At 45.8% G+C, this 16847-nt stretch carries 17 protein-coding genes and 1 rRNA gene; all 18 read left to right on the top strand.

Going from position 1 to position 16847, the window contains the following annotated elements:
• Positions 1-9 precede the first annotated feature (9 nt).
• The 18 genes from rrf (at position 10) to nusG (ending at position 16686) form a co-directional block, all read left to right on the top strand.
• Positions 10-125, top strand: a 5S ribosomal RNA gene (gene rrf, locus ACFQ4A_RS17825).
• Positions 126-489: 364 nt separating this feature from the next.
• A complete protein-coding gene (locus tag ACFQ4A_RS17830) occupies positions 490-1185 on the top strand; it encodes an MgtC/SapB family protein (RefSeq protein WP_382402744.1) in 696 nt (231 codons plus the stop codon).
• A 389-nt stretch (positions 1186-1574) separates the two neighbouring features.
• A complete protein-coding gene (locus ACFQ4A_RS17835) occupies positions 1575-2042 on the top strand; it encodes a CtsR family transcriptional regulator (RefSeq protein WP_382402745.1) in 468 nt (155 codons plus the stop codon).
• Between the two features lie 16 nt (positions 2043-2058).
• A complete protein-coding gene (locus ACFQ4A_RS17840; RefSeq protein ID WP_382402746.1) occupies positions 2059-2586 on the top strand; it encodes a UvrB/UvrC motif-containing protein in 528 nt (175 codons plus the stop codon).
• Positions 2583-3647 (top strand): protein arginine kinase, encoded by a 1065-nt coding sequence (locus tag ACFQ4A_RS17845; RefSeq protein ID WP_382402747.1) that lies wholly within the window; start codon positions 2583-2585, stop codon positions 3645-3647. Before ACFQ4A_RS17840 ends, ACFQ4A_RS17845 begins: the two co-directional genes overlap by 4 nt.
• Positions 3648-3663: 16 nt before the next feature.
• Positions 3664-6093 (top strand): ATP-dependent protease ATP-binding subunit ClpC, encoded by a 2430-nt coding sequence (clpC, locus tag ACFQ4A_RS17850; protein ID WP_382402748.1) that lies wholly within the window; start codon positions 3664-3666, stop codon positions 6091-6093.
• A gap of 210 nt (positions 6094-6303) precedes the next feature.
• Positions 6304-7677, top strand: a complete 1374-nt coding sequence (radA, locus tag ACFQ4A_RS17855; protein ID WP_382402749.1) for a DNA repair protein RadA — start codon at positions 6304-6306, stop codon at positions 7675-7677.
• Positions 7678-7918: 241 nt separating this feature from the next.
• Positions 7919-9016 (top strand): PIN/TRAM domain-containing protein, encoded by a 1098-nt coding sequence (locus ACFQ4A_RS17860; RefSeq protein WP_382402818.1) that lies wholly within the window; start codon positions 7919-7921, stop codon positions 9014-9016.
• Between the two features lie 122 nt (positions 9017-9138).
• A complete protein-coding gene (gltX, locus tag ACFQ4A_RS17865) occupies positions 9139-10608 on the top strand; it encodes a glutamate--tRNA ligase (protein WP_382402750.1) in 1470 nt (489 codons plus the stop codon).
• Between the two features lie 425 nt (positions 10609-11033).
• Entirely contained in the window at positions 11034-11702 is a 669-nt protein-coding gene (gene cysE / locus ACFQ4A_RS17870) for a serine O-acetyltransferase (protein ID WP_382402751.1), read from the top strand.
• Complete coding sequence (cysS, locus tag ACFQ4A_RS17875) at positions 11683-13092, top strand: cysteine--tRNA ligase (protein WP_382402752.1); 1410 nt, start codon at positions 11683-11685, stop codon at positions 13090-13092. The genes cysE and cysS overlap by 20 nt, the downstream gene beginning before the upstream one ends.
• Positions 13085-13480, top strand: a complete 396-nt coding sequence (locus tag ACFQ4A_RS17880) for a Mini-ribonuclease 3 (RefSeq protein WP_382402819.1) — start codon at positions 13085-13087, stop codon at positions 13478-13480. Before cysS ends, ACFQ4A_RS17880 begins: the two co-directional genes overlap by 8 nt.
• A gap of 2 nt (positions 13481-13482) precedes the next feature.
• The gene (rlmB, locus tag ACFQ4A_RS17885) at positions 13483-14226 is read left to right on the top strand and encodes a 23S rRNA (guanosine(2251)-2'-O)-methyltransferase RlmB (protein ID WP_382402753.1); all 744 of its coding nucleotides are present in this window, start codon (positions 13483-13485) and stop codon (positions 14224-14226) included.
• 2 nt (positions 14227-14228) lie between these two features.
• Positions 14229-14738 carry an NYN domain-containing protein gene (locus ACFQ4A_RS17890; protein ID WP_382402754.1) on the top strand — a complete coding sequence of 170 codons (510 nt, stop codon included), beginning with the start codon at positions 14229-14231 and terminating at the stop codon, positions 14736-14738.
• Positions 14739-14866: 128 nt separating this feature from the next.
• Positions 14867-15523, top strand: coding sequence for an RNA polymerase sporulation sigma factor SigH (gene sigH, locus ACFQ4A_RS17895; protein ID WP_382402755.1), 657 nt, complete (start codon positions 14867-14869; stop codon positions 15521-15523).
• A gap of 61 nt (positions 15524-15584) precedes the next feature.
• Complete coding sequence (rpmG, locus tag ACFQ4A_RS17900) at positions 15585-15734, top strand: 50S ribosomal protein L33 (RefSeq protein WP_382402756.1); 150 nt, start codon at positions 15585-15587, stop codon at positions 15732-15734.
• A 37-nt stretch (positions 15735-15771) separates the two neighbouring features.
• Positions 15772-15948: a preprotein translocase subunit SecE gene (gene secE / locus ACFQ4A_RS17905; protein ID WP_382402757.1), complete on the top strand. Its 177-nt coding sequence runs from the start codon at positions 15772-15774 to the stop codon at positions 15946-15948.
• Between the two features lie 204 nt (positions 15949-16152).
• Positions 16153-16686 carry a transcription termination/antitermination protein NusG gene (nusG, locus tag ACFQ4A_RS17910; protein ID WP_382402758.1) on the top strand — a complete coding sequence of 178 codons (534 nt, stop codon included), beginning with the start codon at positions 16153-16155 and terminating at the stop codon, positions 16684-16686.
• The last annotated feature ends 161 nt before the right edge of the window (positions 16687-16847 follow it).

The following is a 16847-nucleotide window of genomic DNA, read 5'->3' on the forward strand; positions in this document are numbered from 1 at the left end:
TTTAAACGGTCTGGTAGCAATAGCGGAGAGGACACACCTGTTCCCATGCCGAACACAGCAGTTAAGCTCTCCAGCGCCGATGGTAGTTGGGGTTTAACCCCTGCGAGAGTAGGACGCCGCCAGGCAACATGAAAGAGGCTGATTCTTAAGAGGATCAGCCTCTTTATTTCGTTTATGTTCTTATAATTTGACTCCGTAATTTTTGTTCGGGGTTTAGCGAATATTTTTCCATAACACACATGTAACACCATATTATCCTTTATATTTGAGTCAAGGGGAAGGTTGTGAATATCTTTCGGTAGGCGTATACGCGGTTAAGAATGCTTTAGTATTCAACGGCTGCTGGTTATGCTGAGGGCGAGAAGTTATTCATACTGGTAAATAAGTGTGTGTTTTGTCCAACACAAATGACCGGAAAGTTTCTGTTTATTTCATGTCATCCGCATGATAATTATCGGATATAAATAGGAGTGAAGGGAGTGTTAAGGTATGTTGCCATATTTGGATGAACTTGTCGGAGATAATTTTACAATTATGATGGTCCGTATTTTAATAGCTTTAATCCTATCCGGGTTAATCGGATTCGAGCGGGAATTAAAAAATCATTCTGCAGGCTTCCGGACTCATATATTGGTCGGTGTCGGCGCTTGTCTTATGATGCTCTTATCTTTATATGGGTTTGAAATATTTATTGGAGCATATGATAACATCCGATTCGACCCGGCACGCATTCCTTCATACGTTATAAGTGGTATCGGTTTTCTCGGTGCGGGGACTATTATCGTGAATGGAATGACCATTAGGGGGCTGACGACGGCTGCTTCCATTTGGACAGTTGCCGGGCTTGGCCTTGTTGTCGGTGCTGGGATGTATGGTGCGGCCGTATTCACAACACTCATCATTTTATTGAGTCTCGTTTTTTTAAATAACTTTGAAAAGCTATTCCGGAAAGGCCGTCTTCATTTAATTGAGATTACGGCGCTGCCGGGACTGCAAATTAACCAGGTCATTTCGATTCTGGAATCGCATTCCATAGCGATTAGACAGGTGGAAATTGAGCGGATTGATGTTGGTGTGCGAAAAATCATCGTCAAAATTGAGCCGGATAAATATTTGGATCAGCTGGCTTTGTTTGAGGATATATCAAAGATAGAGAACGTTAAGACTATAACAGAACAGGAGTAACAATCCGACGTTTTCGTCCGGTCACAGAGAGTGAAAGGCCTTTCACCACATTTAACGGGCGGCAGGAGCCTCCGATTGACTGATGTTTGACTTTATGAACTACGTGGGAAAACTGCCGCTTCAGTCGACAAGTACACGTTCCTGATTTTCCCGCGTATGTGATCTAATCGTCAGGACGCGGGAGTCCTTTTCCTTTTCAAAATCTGCTGTTCCCGAGGCGTTTCGATTTATCCGAATTTGTCTAAAATAAGAATAGGATACCTCTTGCATCTCTATGTACATATCGTATAATAGAAGTAACGTCAAAGTTAGTCAAAGTCAAAATAATACCAATCCATAACTTATCAAAACGATAAATCACAGGTCATAGGATGGGAGGAGGAGGGTATATGCGTAACATTTCGGATATTATTGAACAGCACTTGAAGCAGATTTTGGAAACTGCCGGCAAAAATGCGATTGATATTAAACGGAGTGAACTTGCTGAAGAATTCCAATGCGTACCATCACAAATTAATTACGTGATTAAAACACGCTTTACTGTGGAAAAAGGATATATAGTTGAAAGTAAACGGGGCGGTGGTGGCTATATTCGGATCAAGCGGGTTAAGCACCAGGATAAAGCTGACTTAATCGATGATATTATTCAAATGATTAACCCGACTGTTTCCCAGCAGGCAGCGGTGGATGTGCTCGAGCGTCTGTTGGAGGAAGGATTGATTACCGAACGCGAAGCCAAAATCATGTTAAGTGCCGTCAGCCGGGATACGCTTGCCTTTCAGCTGCCTGTTCGTGATGAGGTGCGTGCACGGATACTGACATCAATGCTGACAACACTTAAATATTTAAATCGATAACTAAGGGGGGAACCATATGGAATGCCAGGAATGCCACAAACGTCCGGCTACACTTCACTTTACCCAGGTCATAAATGGCGATAAAACGGAAGTATATGTGTGTGAGGCCTGTGCAAAAGAAAAGGGCTATATGAGCTACCCGGAAGAGGGCTATTCCTTACACCACTTATTGTCCGGGTTATTCAACTCAACGTTTGAAAATGCCAAAGCCGCACAAGGCCAACAGACGACAGAATTGCAATGCCCGCAGTGTGCGATGACCCTATCGGAATTTAAACGCATCGGGAAATTTGGCTGTCCAACGTGTTATGAGACGTTTTCGGATCATTTGGACCCCGTTTTCCGTCGCGTTCACAGTGGTAATACGACACATCACGGAAAAATTCCGGCACGCATTGGTGGGAATATGCGGATTAAAAAAGAAGTTGATGCCTACAGAGAGGAATTACAGCGATTAATCAAACGTGAAGCATTTGAAGAAGCAGCCAGGGTCCGTGATAAAATTAAGGAATTGGAAGATCAGACACGGGGTGATGATTCATGACACTACAGCACTTTATGAACGAGGCCATAAGCCCATGGATGCGGGAGGACGGCCCGGACAGTGATATTGTCTTAAGCACCAGGATACGGCTGGCCCGGAACTTTGCCCAGTATTCCTATCCGATTATGGCTGATGAAGCGGATTTGAACCATATCAGTGATTTTATTCAGCAGGCGTATGAGCACCAGTCATTTCAGGATTACCATGATTTTGCCTTTATTCCCATTCGGGATCTGACACCGATTGAAAGACGTGTTTTGGTGGAGAAGCATTTGATCAGTCCGCATTTGGCTGAACGAAATCAGACATCCGCAGTACTCATTTCCAAAAATGAACAGGTGTCCATTATGGTCAATGAAGAAGATCATCTGCGTATCCAGCTTTACTCCCCCGGGTTTCAATTGACCCACGTTCTTAAGAAAGTGTTTGAGCTTGATGACTGGCTGGAAGAAAAAATTGATTATGCATTTGATGAAAAACGGGGTTATTTAACCGGGTGTCCGACGAATGTCGGAACCGGGATGCGCGCATCGGTCATGATGCACCTGCCTGCCCTTTCTTGGACCCAACAGATCAACCGCATGATACCGGCCATCAACCAGCTTGGTCTGGTTGTCCGTGGTATCTACGGGGAAGGCAGTGAAGCAACAGGCAACATCTTCCAAATATCCAACCAAATAACACTCGGGAAGTCCGAGGAAGATATTGTGGAAGATTTGGAAAGTGTTGTTCGCGAACTTATCGAACATGAACGAAAAGCACGAAATCATATCATGGAAAAGTCAGCAACGCGACTGGAGGACCGGGTGTACCGTTCATACGGTGTATTGGCGTACGGCCGGATCATTGAGTCAAATGAGGCAGCCAAATGTCTGTCAGATGTCCGGCTTGGCATCGACTTGGACATTATCGAAAATGTATCACGCCATATACTGAACGAATTAATGGTATTAACACAACCGGGTTTTTTGCAGCAATATGCCAGGAAAAATTTAAGACCGGATGAACGGGATGTGTTAAGAGCGTCACTCATTCGTGAACGGATGCAATTAGAGACTTAGCTAGGAGGAAAAAGATATGATGTTTGGACGTTTTACAGAACGAGCGCAAAAAGTTTTGGCCTTATCTCAGGAAGAAGCTGTACGACTCGGACATAATAACATTGGAACGGAACATATCCTGCTGGGACTAGTCCGTGAAGGTAACGGCATCGCCGCTAAAGCATTGGAATCACTGGGGTTGGAAGTAGCCAAAATTCAAGAAGAAGTTGAAAAGCTGATCGGTACGGGCAAAGAGCCAATGCAGACCATTCACTACACACCACGTGCCAAAAAGGTCGTGGAGTTATCGCAGGATGAGGCACGTAAGCTTGGTCATTCGTATGTCGGCACAGAACATATCCTGCTCGGTTTAATCCGTGAAGGCGAGGGTGTGGCAGCACGGGTATTGAACAATCTGGGCGTCAGTCTTAACAAAGCCCGCCAGCAAGTGCTGCAACTTTTGGGGAGTAATGAGTCACAGGCAGGACGCCAGGGCCGGGGTGCGCAGTCATCGAATGCCAACACACCGACTCTCGACTCACTGGCACGGGATTTAACTGTCAGTGCGAAGGATGGCAATGTGGATCCGGTTATCGGCCGCAGTGGGGAAATTGAACGGGTGATCCAAGTGTTGAGCCGCCGAACGAAAAACAACCCGGTACTGATTGGTGAGCCCGGCGTTGGTAAAACAGCTGTGGCAGAAGGTCTTGCCCAGCAAATTATTAATAATGAGGTCCCTGAGATATTGCGCGATAAACGGGTCATGACACTTGATATGGGTACAGTTGTAGCCGGAACTAAATATCGTGGTGAATTTGAAGACCGGCTTAAAAAAGTGATGGAGGAAATACGCCAAGCAACGAATATTATTCTGTTTATTGATGAACTTCATACATTAATCGGAGCCGGTGGTGCGGAAGGGGCTATTGATGCGTCCAATATTTTAAAACCCGCTCTGTCCCGTGGTGAACTGCAATGCATCGGTGCAACGACACTGGATGAGTACCGCAAGTATATAGAGAAAGACGCAGCGCTTGAACGCCGTTTCCAGCCGATCCAAGTCGATGAGCCGACATTGGATGAAAGTGTCCAGATTTTAAAGGGGCTGCGCGACCGATATGAAGCGCATCACCGTGTAACGATTACCGATGATGCGATCGAAGCGGCTACCCAGTTAGCCAACAGGTACATCACCGATCGTTTCCTGCCTGACAAAGCTATTGACTTGATTGATGAGGCCGGATCAAAAGTCCGTCTTCGTTCGTATACAGTGCCGCCAAATTTAAAAGAATTGGAACAAAAGCTTGAGGACGTGCGGAAAGAAAAAGATTCTGCCGTGCAGGGACAGGAGTTTGAAAAAGCGGCCTCATTGCGTGACTCTGAGCAGCGTCTGCGTGAGGAAGTGGAAGAGACAAAAAATGAATGGAAAGAGAAACAGGGGCAGGAAGACTCCGAGGTAACGGTTGAAGATATTGCCAAAGTTGTTTCCGTATGGACGGGTGTGCCGGTAGCTAGGATGACCAAAGACGAAAGTGAGCGGCTATTGAACCTGGAAGATACACTGCATAACCGCGTCATCGGCCAGGAAGAATCCGTCAATGCTGTGTCTAAGGCCATTCGCCGGGCTCGTGCCGGATTGAAAGATCCGAAACGTCCAATCGGTTCGTTTATCTTCCTGGGCCCTACCGGTGTCGGTAAAACCGAACTTGCTAGAGCATTAGCTGAGGCGATGTTTGCCGACGAAGAAGCGATGATTCGGATCGATATGTCCGAGTACATGGAAAAACACGCCACGTCCCGTCTAGTCGGTTCACCTCCCGGATATGTCGGTTATGATGAAGGCGGACAGCTTACCGAAAAAGTGCGGACAAAGCCATATTCAGTCGTATTACTGGACGAAGTGGAAAAGGCACATCCCGAAGTATTCAATATTTTGCTGCAAGTGCTTGAAGACGGGCGGCTGACGGACGCTAAAGGCCGTGTGGTCGATTTCCGGAATACGGTGCTGATCATGACCTCAAACGTCGGGGCAGATGAGCTGAAACGGAATAAATATGTCGGCTTTACACTGGATGATGAAGAGCAGGATTATCAGAACATGAAAACAAAAGTGACCGACGAATTGAAGAAAGCATTCCGTCCCGAATTTTTGAATCGGGTTGACGAAACGATCGTGTTCCATTCCCTGGAAAAGAAACATATGAAATATATTGTCAACCTGATGATCAAGCAGTTGCAGGATAGGCTGATAGAACAGGAAATTGAATTCACCCTAACGGATAAAGCGGTCGAGAAGATTGCCAATGAAGGGTTTGATCCGGAGTACGGAGCGCGTCCATTGCGCCGGTCTATCCAGAAAAATATTGAGGATCTTCTTTCCGAAGAATTGCTGAAAGAAAGTATCACAAAAGGAGAAAAGGTTAAAATCGGTTTAAACAATAAAGGCGAATTTATCATTTTGCCGTAGAAAATCGCATTTTAGTTATCTGAGCGGGTAGAAAAGCTGAAAGAGTCCATCCTTTCAGCTTTTCTAATCGCATATTGACATTGGGCAGATAGCATAATGGGATTTATGGAAAAATTATGGAGCGGCTTTTATAATAATGATAGAAACCTGTAACTTTCATGTGACGTCAATCGTATATAATAGAGACTATAGTGAAGGGGAAGGATTGTATTGGCTAAACGCAAAACGAAGTACGTTTGTCAGGAATGCGGTTATGAATCCGCGCGATGGATGGGAAAATGCCCCGGCTGTAACAGTTGGAATACGCTTGTAGAAGAGATTGATGCATCGTCGGCAGGCAGCAGGCATGCAATGGGCAGGGATACCAAAACCGCTCATCGTCCGGAAAGCATTACAACGGTGGAAATGCAAAAAGAACCCCGTATCACCACAATCATGAAGGAATTTAACCGGGTGCTCGGGGGAGGGATAGTCCCCGGATCACTTGCCTTGATTGGAGGGGACCCGGGAATTGGCAAGTCAACGCTGCTGCTGCAAATATCCGCGCAATTGGCTGATAAGCAACTGCCTGTTTTGTACATTTCCGGCGAAGAATCCATCCGACAAACCAAATTGCGAGCGGACCGGCTTGGCATCAATACGGAATTATTGTATGTGTTGGCCGAAACGAACCTGATGGACATTATCAATCAGATAGAACAAACAAAGCCTGCCTTTGTCGTCATTGACTCGATTCAGACGATTTACCGTGAGGAAGTAACCAGTGCACCGGGAAGTGTTTCCCAGGTGCGTGAAAGTACAAGTGAATTGATGCGCGTGGCTAAATCAAATGGTATCCCTATCTTTATTGTGGGACATGTGACCAAAGAAGGTGCTATCGCCGGGCCGCGAATGCTGGAACACATGGTGGATGCCGTCCTTTATTTTGAGGGGGAGCAGCATCACACATACCGTATTTTACGTGGCGTCAAGAATCGCTTCGGGAGTACACATGAAATGGGTATTTTTGAAATGAAGGAAGAAGGTTTGCGGGAAGTTATGAACCCTTCGGAAATTTTTCTGGAGGAACGATCACAGGGAGCGGCCGGCTCAACAGTTGTGGCGTCGATGGAAGGGACACGGCCTGTGCTTGTTGAAATACAGGCATTGATTTCGCCGACCAGTTTTGGGAATCCGCGGCGGATGGCAACCGGAATTGACACGAATCGGATCCCCTTATTAATGGCTGTATTGGAAAAGCGTGTGGGACTGATGCTACAAAACCAGGATGCTTACATTAAAGTGGCTGGTGGTGTCAAGCTTGATGAGCCGGCGATTGATTTGGCTGTAGCTGTCAGTATTGCCTCCAGCTTCAGAAACCAGCCGACTAAACCGGAGGACATCATAATTGGCGAAGTTGGGCTCACTGGGGAAATAAGAAGGGTCTCCCGGATTGAACAGCGTGTACAGGAAGCGGCCAAGCTCGGATTCAAGCGTGTCATCTGCCCGGACAAAAATTTGGAGGGCTGGACAGCGCCGGCACCGATTCACGTGATCGGGGTCAATACTGTACAGGAGGCATTGGAAGAAGGGTTAATAGGTTAAATAATTGAAACTGTCAGGCTGAGCAGACCGTCAAAAATATGGTTATACAATATTTTCCAAAACAGGACTTTCAAACTAGTCCATTGACACTAATTCATAAATATGGTATGATAAATTATTTTCCAAATTGACTCATTTTTACAGTTATGATAGGCTTTAAATGATATCGTATATTTCATCCGCCCAATGACGGTTATTATATGAAAAATGGGCAATAATAAACGATAGGAGGTGAACAGTGGTGCTAAAAAAGGTTGTTCATTTATTTTTTATCATAAGTGGAGGTACCATTGGCTATTTGTATATCCCGGATATTGTCAACTTGCTGAACCTGTCTGATGCAACGTGGGCTGCGTCCCCTTATTCAGGTATGGTCTCAGGTGCCATTATTTTATTTGTATTGTCTTATTTCGTGGCAGGTTATATTGTTGGATTTTTACGGTGGGTGGAAGAGGCTTTGATCAAAGTCCCTGTCGGTGATTTGCTGTTTGGTAGTTTTGGTCTGATTGGTGGTTTAGTGATTGCTTATTTAGTCAATATCCCGCTGACTGATATTAATATTTATATTGTGTCACAGGTATTACCGCTCTTTATTACGATTTTCCTTGGTTACTTGGGATTCCAGGTCGGGTTTCGGCGCCGGGATGAACTCATGAATCTGCTGAATTTTAACCGGAAAGAACGGGAGAAAAAACGTGTGTCTGACAGCGAAACCGTTCAAAAGAAACAGCCGAAATCCAAGATTCTGGACACAAGCGTTATCATCGATGGGCGTATCGCGGATATCTGCCAGACAAACTTCCTAGAGGGAACCATCGTCATTCCGCAGTTTGTCCTGGGTGAACTGCAGCATATTGCGGATTCATCCGATGTGTTGAAGCGTAACCGGGGCCGCCGCGGGCTGGATGTCCTCAACCGGATTCAAAAGGAACTGCCGGTGAACGTGGAAATTTACGAAGGAGATTTTGATGAGATTACGGAAGTGGACAGCAAGCTGATCAAACTGGCGAAAGTGATTGATGGCATTGTTGTCACGAATGATTTTAACCTGAATAAAGTCTGTGAACTGCAGGAAGTACCTGTTTTAAATATTAATGACCTGGCCAATGCGGTCAAACCGGTCGTCCTACCAGGTGAGGAATTAATGGTGCATGTGATTAAGGATGGCAAGGAGCATAATCAGGGGATCGCCTATCTGGATGATGGTACGATGATTGTGGTCGAAGAAGGGCACGCTTATATCGGCAAGAAGATCGAGGTGCTGATAACAAGTGTTCTGCAAACCTCAGCCGGAAGAATGATCTTCGCTAAACCTAAATTACTTGAAAAAGCGCAATAAAAACGATATAACTTAAAGAGGAAACCAAAAGTGATAACGGCATCGGTTATCACTTTTTATACGTTTGATTTAAATGGTCATGATTCATATAATCAATATGCTTAAAAGAAAGGAGTGCCACCATGACAGAGCAGGTTCGTGTACGGTACGCACCGAGTCCGACCGGGCATTTGCATATCGGCAACGCACGCACAGCATTATTTAATTATTTATATGCGAAACATTTTGACGGAAAGTTCATTATCCGGGTAGAGGATACAGATGAGAAACGGAATGTCGCCGGTGGGGAAGAAAGCCAAATGAAGTATTTGAAGTGGCTCGGCATTGAATGGGATGAAGGCGCCGATATCGGTGGTGATTATGGACCATACCGGCAGATGGAACGGCTGGATATCTATCAGAAGTACGTTGATGAGCTGCTTGAAAGAGGACTGGCCTACAAATGCTATATGACCGAAGAGGAATTGGAACAGGAACGTGAAGAGCAGCGTGCCAGAGGACAAGTTCCCAAATATGCCGGCGCCCATCGGAACTTGACAAAAGAACAGATCGAACAATTCGAGCAGGAAGGACGCAAACCAAGCATTCGGTTACGTGTTCCTGGTCATAAGACCTATACGTTCCGGGATATTGTGCGAGGTAATATCACGTTTGAATCAAGTGATTTTGGCGACTGGGTGATTGTTAAGAAAAACGGTGCGCCGACTTATAATTTTGCGGTGGCCATTGATGATCATCTGATGGCTATCACGGATGTCTTGCGCGGGGAGGAGCATATTTCCAATACACCAAAACAGATGATGGTTTATGAGGCATTTGGTTGGGATAGGCCAAACTTTGGCCACATGACCCTGATTTTGAACGAGGAGCGTAAAAAACTAAGCAAGCGTGATGAACATATCATGCAGTTTATTGAACAGTACGAGAATACGGGCTATCTGCCGGAGGCGCTGTTCAATTTCATCACGTTGCTTGGTTGGTCACCGGTTGGCGAGGAAGAGATTTTTACCAGGGATCAATTGATCGAGATGTTTGATCCTGAGCGTCTGTCCACCTCAGCAGCCATTTTTGACCGCCACAAATTGAAGTGGATGAATAACGAATATATTAAAGCTGCTGATACGGAAACCGTTATTGAACTGGCCATGCCGCATCTGATTAAGGCAGGCCGGCTGCCGGAAAACATGGATGCCGCTACACGGGAATGGGCGGAAAAAATGATTGTCCTCTATCAGAAGCAATTACAGAATGGTGCGGAAATTGTTGATTTGACGGGGTTATTTTTCAAGGAATCCATCAGTTATGACGAAGCGACAATGGACGTATTGCGCCAGGAACAGGTGCCTGAAGTCCTGCAGGTGTTCACGGATAAATTGATTCATCTTGATGTCTTTGAGAAAGATGCCATTAAGCAGCAAATCAAAGCGACTCAAAAAGAAACCGGCCATCGTGGTAAAAAGCTGTTTATGCCGATTCGTGCGGCGACAACCGGTCAGACGCAAGGACCGGAATTGCCGCTGGCGATTGAACTTTTGGGCAAAGATACTGTCCTGCGCCGCTTGGACCAATTACTGAAACAGTTGGGAGCTTAACCTGTTCACATTTGCACCCAAATGTAATATAGTGATAACATGATTAACTTTAGTTGTGTGTTCGACGAGCAGTTTATGGTTACCGGAGTTTTTGAACAACTTTTTAATATGGCGCGTTGATAGGGAGAAGTAAACGACGGCAATGCTTAATCCAGAGAGAATCATCACCGGCTGCAAGTGATTCTAAGCACCGTTTTTGAAATGCACCCTTGAGCCCGTTATGGAATGAGAGTATATAACGGCGGCGCTCTGCCGTTACCAGAGTCCGAGTTGGGAGATATGAAGGACACGTCTCCAAACAGAGTGGAACCGCGTTTTAAGCGCCTCTGTGTAGTCAATACACTGGGGCGCTTATTTTTATGACATAACACCGTTTTTGCGACGGACCCGATAAATCGAACTGAAAGAGAGGAGGAACCATCGGGATGGGGATTTTTAAGCGGATGAAAGAGGATATGGATGTTGTCTTTGAGCAGGACCCAGCAGCAAGATCTTACGTTGAAGTATTTCTCACCTATTCTGGACTGCACGCGATATGGGCCCACCGGATTGCTCACTTTTTCTTTAACCGCCGGATGTTTTTCATCGCCCGGGCGGTCTCCCAGGTAAGCCGTTTTGTTACCGGAATTGAAGTCCACCCGGGCGCTAAGATCGGCCGTAAGCTTTTTATCGATCACGGTATGGGGGTTGTCATTGGTGAAACGTGTGAAATCGGGGACAATGTCACCTTGTTCCAGGGCGTCACACTGGGCGGAACAGGCAAAGAGAAAGGGAAGCGTCATCCGACTGTTAAGGATAATGCTATGATCACAACCGGTGCCAAAGTGCTTGGAAACATCACCATTGGCAACAGCTCCAAAGTAGGCGCAGGTTCCGTCGTTTTGAAGGATATTCCTGATCACTCGACAGTGGTCGGTGTTCCGGGCCAGATTGTGATCCAGAACGGGAAAAAACTGCGCAAGAATTTGGATCATCATAAACTCCCTGATCCGGTTGCCGACCGCTGTGAAAAGCTGCAGCAGGAAATTGATCAATTAAAAGTAGAAATCGCAGAGTTAAAAGGAGTGAAGCAGCGTGGCGATCACGATTTATAATACCCTGACACAGGAAAAAGAACCCTTTAAGCCACTTGAGGATGGCAACGTCCGCATGTATGTCTGCGGTCCTACGGTGTATAACTATATCCATATCGGCAATGCCCGCCCGGCTATTGTCTTTGATACTGTCCGGCGCTACTTCGAGTATAAAGGCTATCACGTGGATTACGTGTTGAACTTTACCGATGTCGATGACAAAATTATTAAAGCAGCCAACGAAATGGGTGAACAGGTGCCGGATGTGGCCAACCGCTTTATTGATGCTTATTTGGACGATGTGGGCGCACTTGGGGTGAAACAGGCAACATACAACCCGCGAGTGACGGAAACGATGGATGACATTATTGACTTTATCGCCAACCTGATTGATAAAGGTTATGCTTATGAAGTCGGTGGTGACGTCTACTTTAAACCGCGTTCATTTGACGACTATGGCAAGCTGTCACACCAATCCATTGATGAACTCCGGTCCGGCGCCCGCATCCAGGTCGGTGAGAAAAAGGAAGATCCGCTTGACTTTGCCCTTTGGAAGAAGGCAAAAGACAGTGAAATTGCCTGGGATTCCCCATGGGGCCAGGGACGCCCTGGCTGGCATATCGAATGTTCCGCCATGGCCAAAAAATATTTGGGTGAAACGATTGATATTCATGCGGGCGGACAGGACCTGGCGTTTCCGCACCACGAAAATGAAATGGCACAGTCGGAGGCGATGAACGAAAAACCGTTTGCTAATTATTGGATGCATAATGGGTATATTAATATTGATAATGAAAAGATGTCCAAATCACTCGGTAACTTTGTGCTGACCAAAGATATTATTGCCCAACATGACCCGCAAGTTATCCGGTTTTTCATGTTGAGTGTTCATTACCACAATCCGATTAATTTTACCGAAGAACTGCTGCAGAGTGCCAAAAACAGCCTTGATCGGATTAAAAATGCTTACACCAATCTGGAGCACCGCAAGCAAACAAGTATGAATCTGGATCAGTCTGAACAGTGGCTTAAGACGATAAGGGAGCTGAATGATCAGTTTGAAGAAGCGATGGATGATGACTTCAACACGGCAAACGCCATTTCGGCTTTATTTGAGATGACAAAAGAAGCCAATCGGTATCTTGAAGAAAAACAAACGTCAACGGAAGTCATCGAAGCATTTCAGCAGGGGATGGCAAATGTGCTTGATGTTCTCGGCATCCAGCTGGAGCAGGAAGATATGCTGCTTGCTGATGATGTTGAAGCACTGTTGGACGAACGGACCGAGGCCAGACGAAACCACGATTTTAGCCGGGCGGATGACATACGAGATCATCTGAAAGCGAAAGGCATTATCCTTGAGGACACCCCTCAGGGTACCCGGTGGAAACGAGCAGACCATGATACCTGATGTCAAACAGATGAAGAGTCTAGCGCTTGCCTACATGGGGGATGCTGTTTATGAGGTCCATGTACGTGAGCATCTGCTGAAAGCCGGAAAGGTAAAACCCAATCAGCTGCATAAGGAAGCTATTCGATTTGTATCAGCCAAAGCACAGGCGGCGGTCATTCTGCATTGGCTGGAAGTCGACCAGTTGAGCTCTGAAGAGGAAGGGATCGTTTCCCGGGGTCGCAATGCGAAATCCGGGACGATTCCCAAAAACACGAGTGTCCAGACGTATCACTATAGTACAGCATTTGAGGCGCTAATCGGCTATCATCATCTGCAGGGTAACCGCGAGCGATTGGCCAAATTGCTGGAAGGAGCTGTGGCGTTCATTGAAAGGAGGAAAACATAACAATGGACCAGGATATCATTATCGGAAAGAATCCGGTTATTGAAGCATTAACATCCGAACGATCGGTCAATAAAGTCCTCGCATCAGAGCATTTGAATCAATCCTTGTTCGGAAAGCTGCAACATCTGAGCAAAAAGAAGGGGACAACGTTGCAACGAACACCCAAAAAGAAGCTTGATCAGCTGGCATCCGGCAACCACCAAGGGGTGATCGCTTATGTTGCCTCCTATTCCTATGTTTCCATGGACGACTTATATGCTAAAGCCGAAAGCAAGCAGGAAGCACCTTTTTTTATCATTCTGGACCAATTGGAAGACCCACATAATCTAGGGTCCATTTTAAGGACGGCGGATGCTGCCGGGGCGCACGGTGTCATCATTCCAAGAAGGCGTTCGGTCGGTCTTACAGCGACGGTTGCCAAAACAGCTGCCGGGGCCCTTGAACATATCCCGGTCGTCCGGGTGACGAATATTGCCAACACAATTGACGCATTAAAAGCGCAAAACGTTTGGGTTGTCGGGACAGATGCAGATGGCAGCGAGGACTATCGGTTACTTGACGGGGGATTGCCGCTTGCCCTGGTTATCGGTAATGAAGGCAAGGGGATGAGCCGGTTGGTGAAAGATAAATGTGACTGGACGGTCAGCCTCCCGATGAGAGGGCATGTGTCATCTTTGAATGCCTCGGTGGCGTGTAGCCTGTTATTGTACGAGGTTTATCGCAAAAGGTTCCCGGCTGGTGAGTAGTGATGAATGTTTTAGTGGTTGACGGCTATAATATCATCGGCGCATGGGAAGAATTGAAACAATTAAAGCTGCAGGACATTGGACAGGCGCGTGATCGGCTGATTGAACTGCTAGCTGACTATAAGGCTTATACAGGCATGCGGGTGATTGTCGTATTTGATGCCTATTATGTCAAAGGAATTGAAAGCAAGCTGAACAATTTTGAGGTTGAGATCATTTACACTAAAGAGAATGAAACCGCTGATGAGTGTATTGAGCGGATTGTGAAGGAATTGAAAACTGTCATCAACCAGGTTTATGTCGCAACTTCAGACTATGCGGAACAACGGACCATTTTTGGCCGGGGGGCCTTGAGAAAGTCTGCCAGAGAGCTCTATATTGAATTGAATGATATTGACCGGGAAATCGGACAGCAGATAAAGCAGCATAAAAACGTGCAGCCGCAAATTAAAATTCCTTTGAAAAAAGATGTTTTAGAAAAATTTGAAAAGTGGCGGCGGGGAAAGACCTGATCTTCCTGCTTCGTGTTGCCGAAGAAAGGCTGCCGGGGCTTTCACGTTAATTCTATGTTGACTATTAGGAAGCGCTTACTGTATAATACGTTTAAATTGACTACAGTGTAGTCGGGGGGTCTTTTTTGGTGAGTGTCAAACTGATAGAGACAGAAGATCGGTTCGAGAAGCTGGATGATGATGACATAATCCGGCTTATTCATCAGGGTGATAGTGGGGCGCTTGATTTCCTCATACATAAATATATTTATTATGTGCGGGCAAAAGCGCGGACATATTTTATCATTGGCGCTGACAAGGAAGATATCGTTCAAGAGGGTATGATTGGTCTCTATAAGGCGATTCGCGACTTTGACGGGGACAAGCTCTCATCGTTTAAGGCGTTTGCTGAACTGTGTGTCACCCGGCAGATTATTACGGCGATTAAAACGGCTACCCGGCAGAAGCATACACCGCTTAATTCCTATGTATCACTTGATAAACCCATTTATGACGAAGAATCTGATCGGACGTTATCGGATGTGATTGCCGGATCACAGGCGTTTGACCCCCAGGAATTGCTTGTGAGCAGGGAAAAATTCTTCGATATGGAAGGAAAACTGTCGGAATTATTAAGCGGTTTGGAGAAAGAAGTGCTCGGCCTGTATCTGGATGGGTGCACCTATCAGGAGATTTCCGTCAAGTTAAAGCGGCATGTCAAATCAATTGATAATGCACTGCAACGGATTAAACGAAAATTGGAGCAGCTGCTGGAAACAAATGAAGCAGGGATGACAGGCCGTTGACACACAAGAGCAGGCGTGCTACATTAGTGTAAGTAAAAAAACCCTGTGATGGGGTGATACGATGAATCAGAAAATCGTTTTGGCGTGCACGGTGTGTGCTAGCCGAAATTATACGACAAGCAAAAACAGATCCCAACAACCCGAACGATTAGAAACGCGGAAATATTGCAAGACGTGCAACAGGCACACCGCGCATCGTGAAACCAAATAAGGGATGTTCTTCGGTAGAGCCTGGGGGGAGACAAGCTGTGAAAATCGTGAAGTTCTTCAAGAATGTTTCAAGAGAAATGAAAAAGGTCAGCTGGCCAAAGGGCCGTGAGTTGACAAGCTATACCATTACGGTGCTGACAACTGTGGCGTTTGTGGCTGTATTTTTTGCTGTTGTTGATCTTGGTATCACGCAAATCTTAAATTTATTTTTTTAACCGCATTTATTGAATAAACAGGATCTGATTATGCTATAATGAATATGATAGATTTAGATAAAAAACCCGGCTTCTCGGGTTTTTTAATATGCATAATTTTGTGTAAGTCAGAGCGGATTCAAAAAGGAAGATGAAACCGGACTTTTTGAACAACCTTTATTAATGACGTAAGGGAGGGAAGGGCAAACATTTTGTCCTGTTGACATGGAAAAAAACTGGTATGCCATCCATACTTATTCCGGCTACGAAAATAAGGTGAAAACCAACCTGGAAAAGCGTGTCGATTCAATGGGCATGGAGGACAAAATCTTTCGTGTGCTTGTTCCAGAAGATGAAGAAACAGAAATTAAAAATGGCAAAAAGAAAACCGTTAAGAAGAAATTTTTCCCTGGTTATGTGCTGGCTGAAATGGTGATGACGGATGATTCCTGGTATGTCGTGCGCAACACCCCGGGAGTCACCGGGTTCGTTGGATCAAGCGGCCACGGCACAAAGCCCACACCGCTGCTACCCGGCGAAATCGATTCTGTGTTGAAGCGGATGGGCATAGCGGAGCCGGTAACGCAAATTGACTTTGAACTGAAAGAGAATGTCCGTGTGACAGATGGCCCGTTCAGTGAATTTACCGGCACCATCGAACATATTGATACGGACAAGCATAAAGTGAAAGTTCATGTGAATATGTTCGGTCGTGAGACACCAGTTGAACTGGAATTTTCCCAGATTGAAAAGCTGTAGGGAAAGCGGCGGCCACGGATGATTCATCGATGAATTTCAAAAAAACCTTGCATAATTTGCTGATACATGCTAAAATTCTTTTGTTATTTACCGTCTCCCGCAACATGTGGGAAGCGGTAATGCTGAGTGGGAGGGGAATGACCCTATTACCACATCACGGA

The organism is Lentibacillus salinarum, from assembly GCF_042679865.1.
Lineage (GTDB): Bacteria > Bacillota > Bacilli > Bacillales > Amphibacillaceae > Lentibacillus > Lentibacillus salinarum.

Excerpts from the sequence above, each read along its gene's own strand:
- rlmB (WP_382402753.1), top strand. The coding sequence starts at position 13,483 with ATGGACCAGGATATCATTATCGGAAAGAATCCGGTTATTGAAGCATTA.
- cysE (WP_382402751.1), top strand. The coding sequence starts at position 11,034 with ATGGGGATTTTTAAGCGGATGAAAGAGGATATGGATGTTGTCTTTGAG.
- ACFQ4A_RS17835 (WP_382402745.1), top strand. The coding sequence starts at position 1,575 with ATGCGTAACATTTCGGATATTATTGAACAGCACTTGAAGCAGATTTTG.
- ACFQ4A_RS17890 (WP_382402754.1), top strand. The coding sequence starts at position 14,229 with ATGAATGTTTTAGTGGTTGACGGCTATAATATCATCGGCGCATGGGAA.
- ACFQ4A_RS17845 (WP_382402747.1), top strand. The coding sequence starts at position 2,583 with ATGACACTACAGCACTTTATGAACGAGGCCATAAGCCCATGGATGCGG.
- ACFQ4A_RS17840 (WP_382402746.1), top strand. The coding sequence starts at position 2,059 with ATGGAATGCCAGGAATGCCACAAACGTCCGGCTACACTTCACTTTACC.
- nusG (WP_382402758.1), top strand. The coding sequence starts at position 16,153 with ATGGAAAAAAACTGGTATGCCATCCATACTTATTCCGGCTACGAAAAT.
- gltX (WP_382402750.1), top strand. The coding sequence starts at position 9,139 with ATGACAGAGCAGGTTCGTGTACGGTACGCACCGAGTCCGACCGGGCAT.
- clpC (WP_382402748.1), top strand. The coding sequence starts at position 3,664 with ATGATGTTTGGACGTTTTACAGAACGAGCGCAAAAAGTTTTGGCCTTA.
- ACFQ4A_RS17830 (WP_382402744.1), top strand. The coding sequence starts at position 490 with ATGTTGCCATATTTGGATGAACTTGTCGGAGATAATTTTACAATTATG.
- rpmG (WP_382402756.1), top strand. The coding sequence starts at position 15,585 with ATGAATCAGAAAATCGTTTTGGCGTGCACGGTGTGTGCTAGCCGAAAT.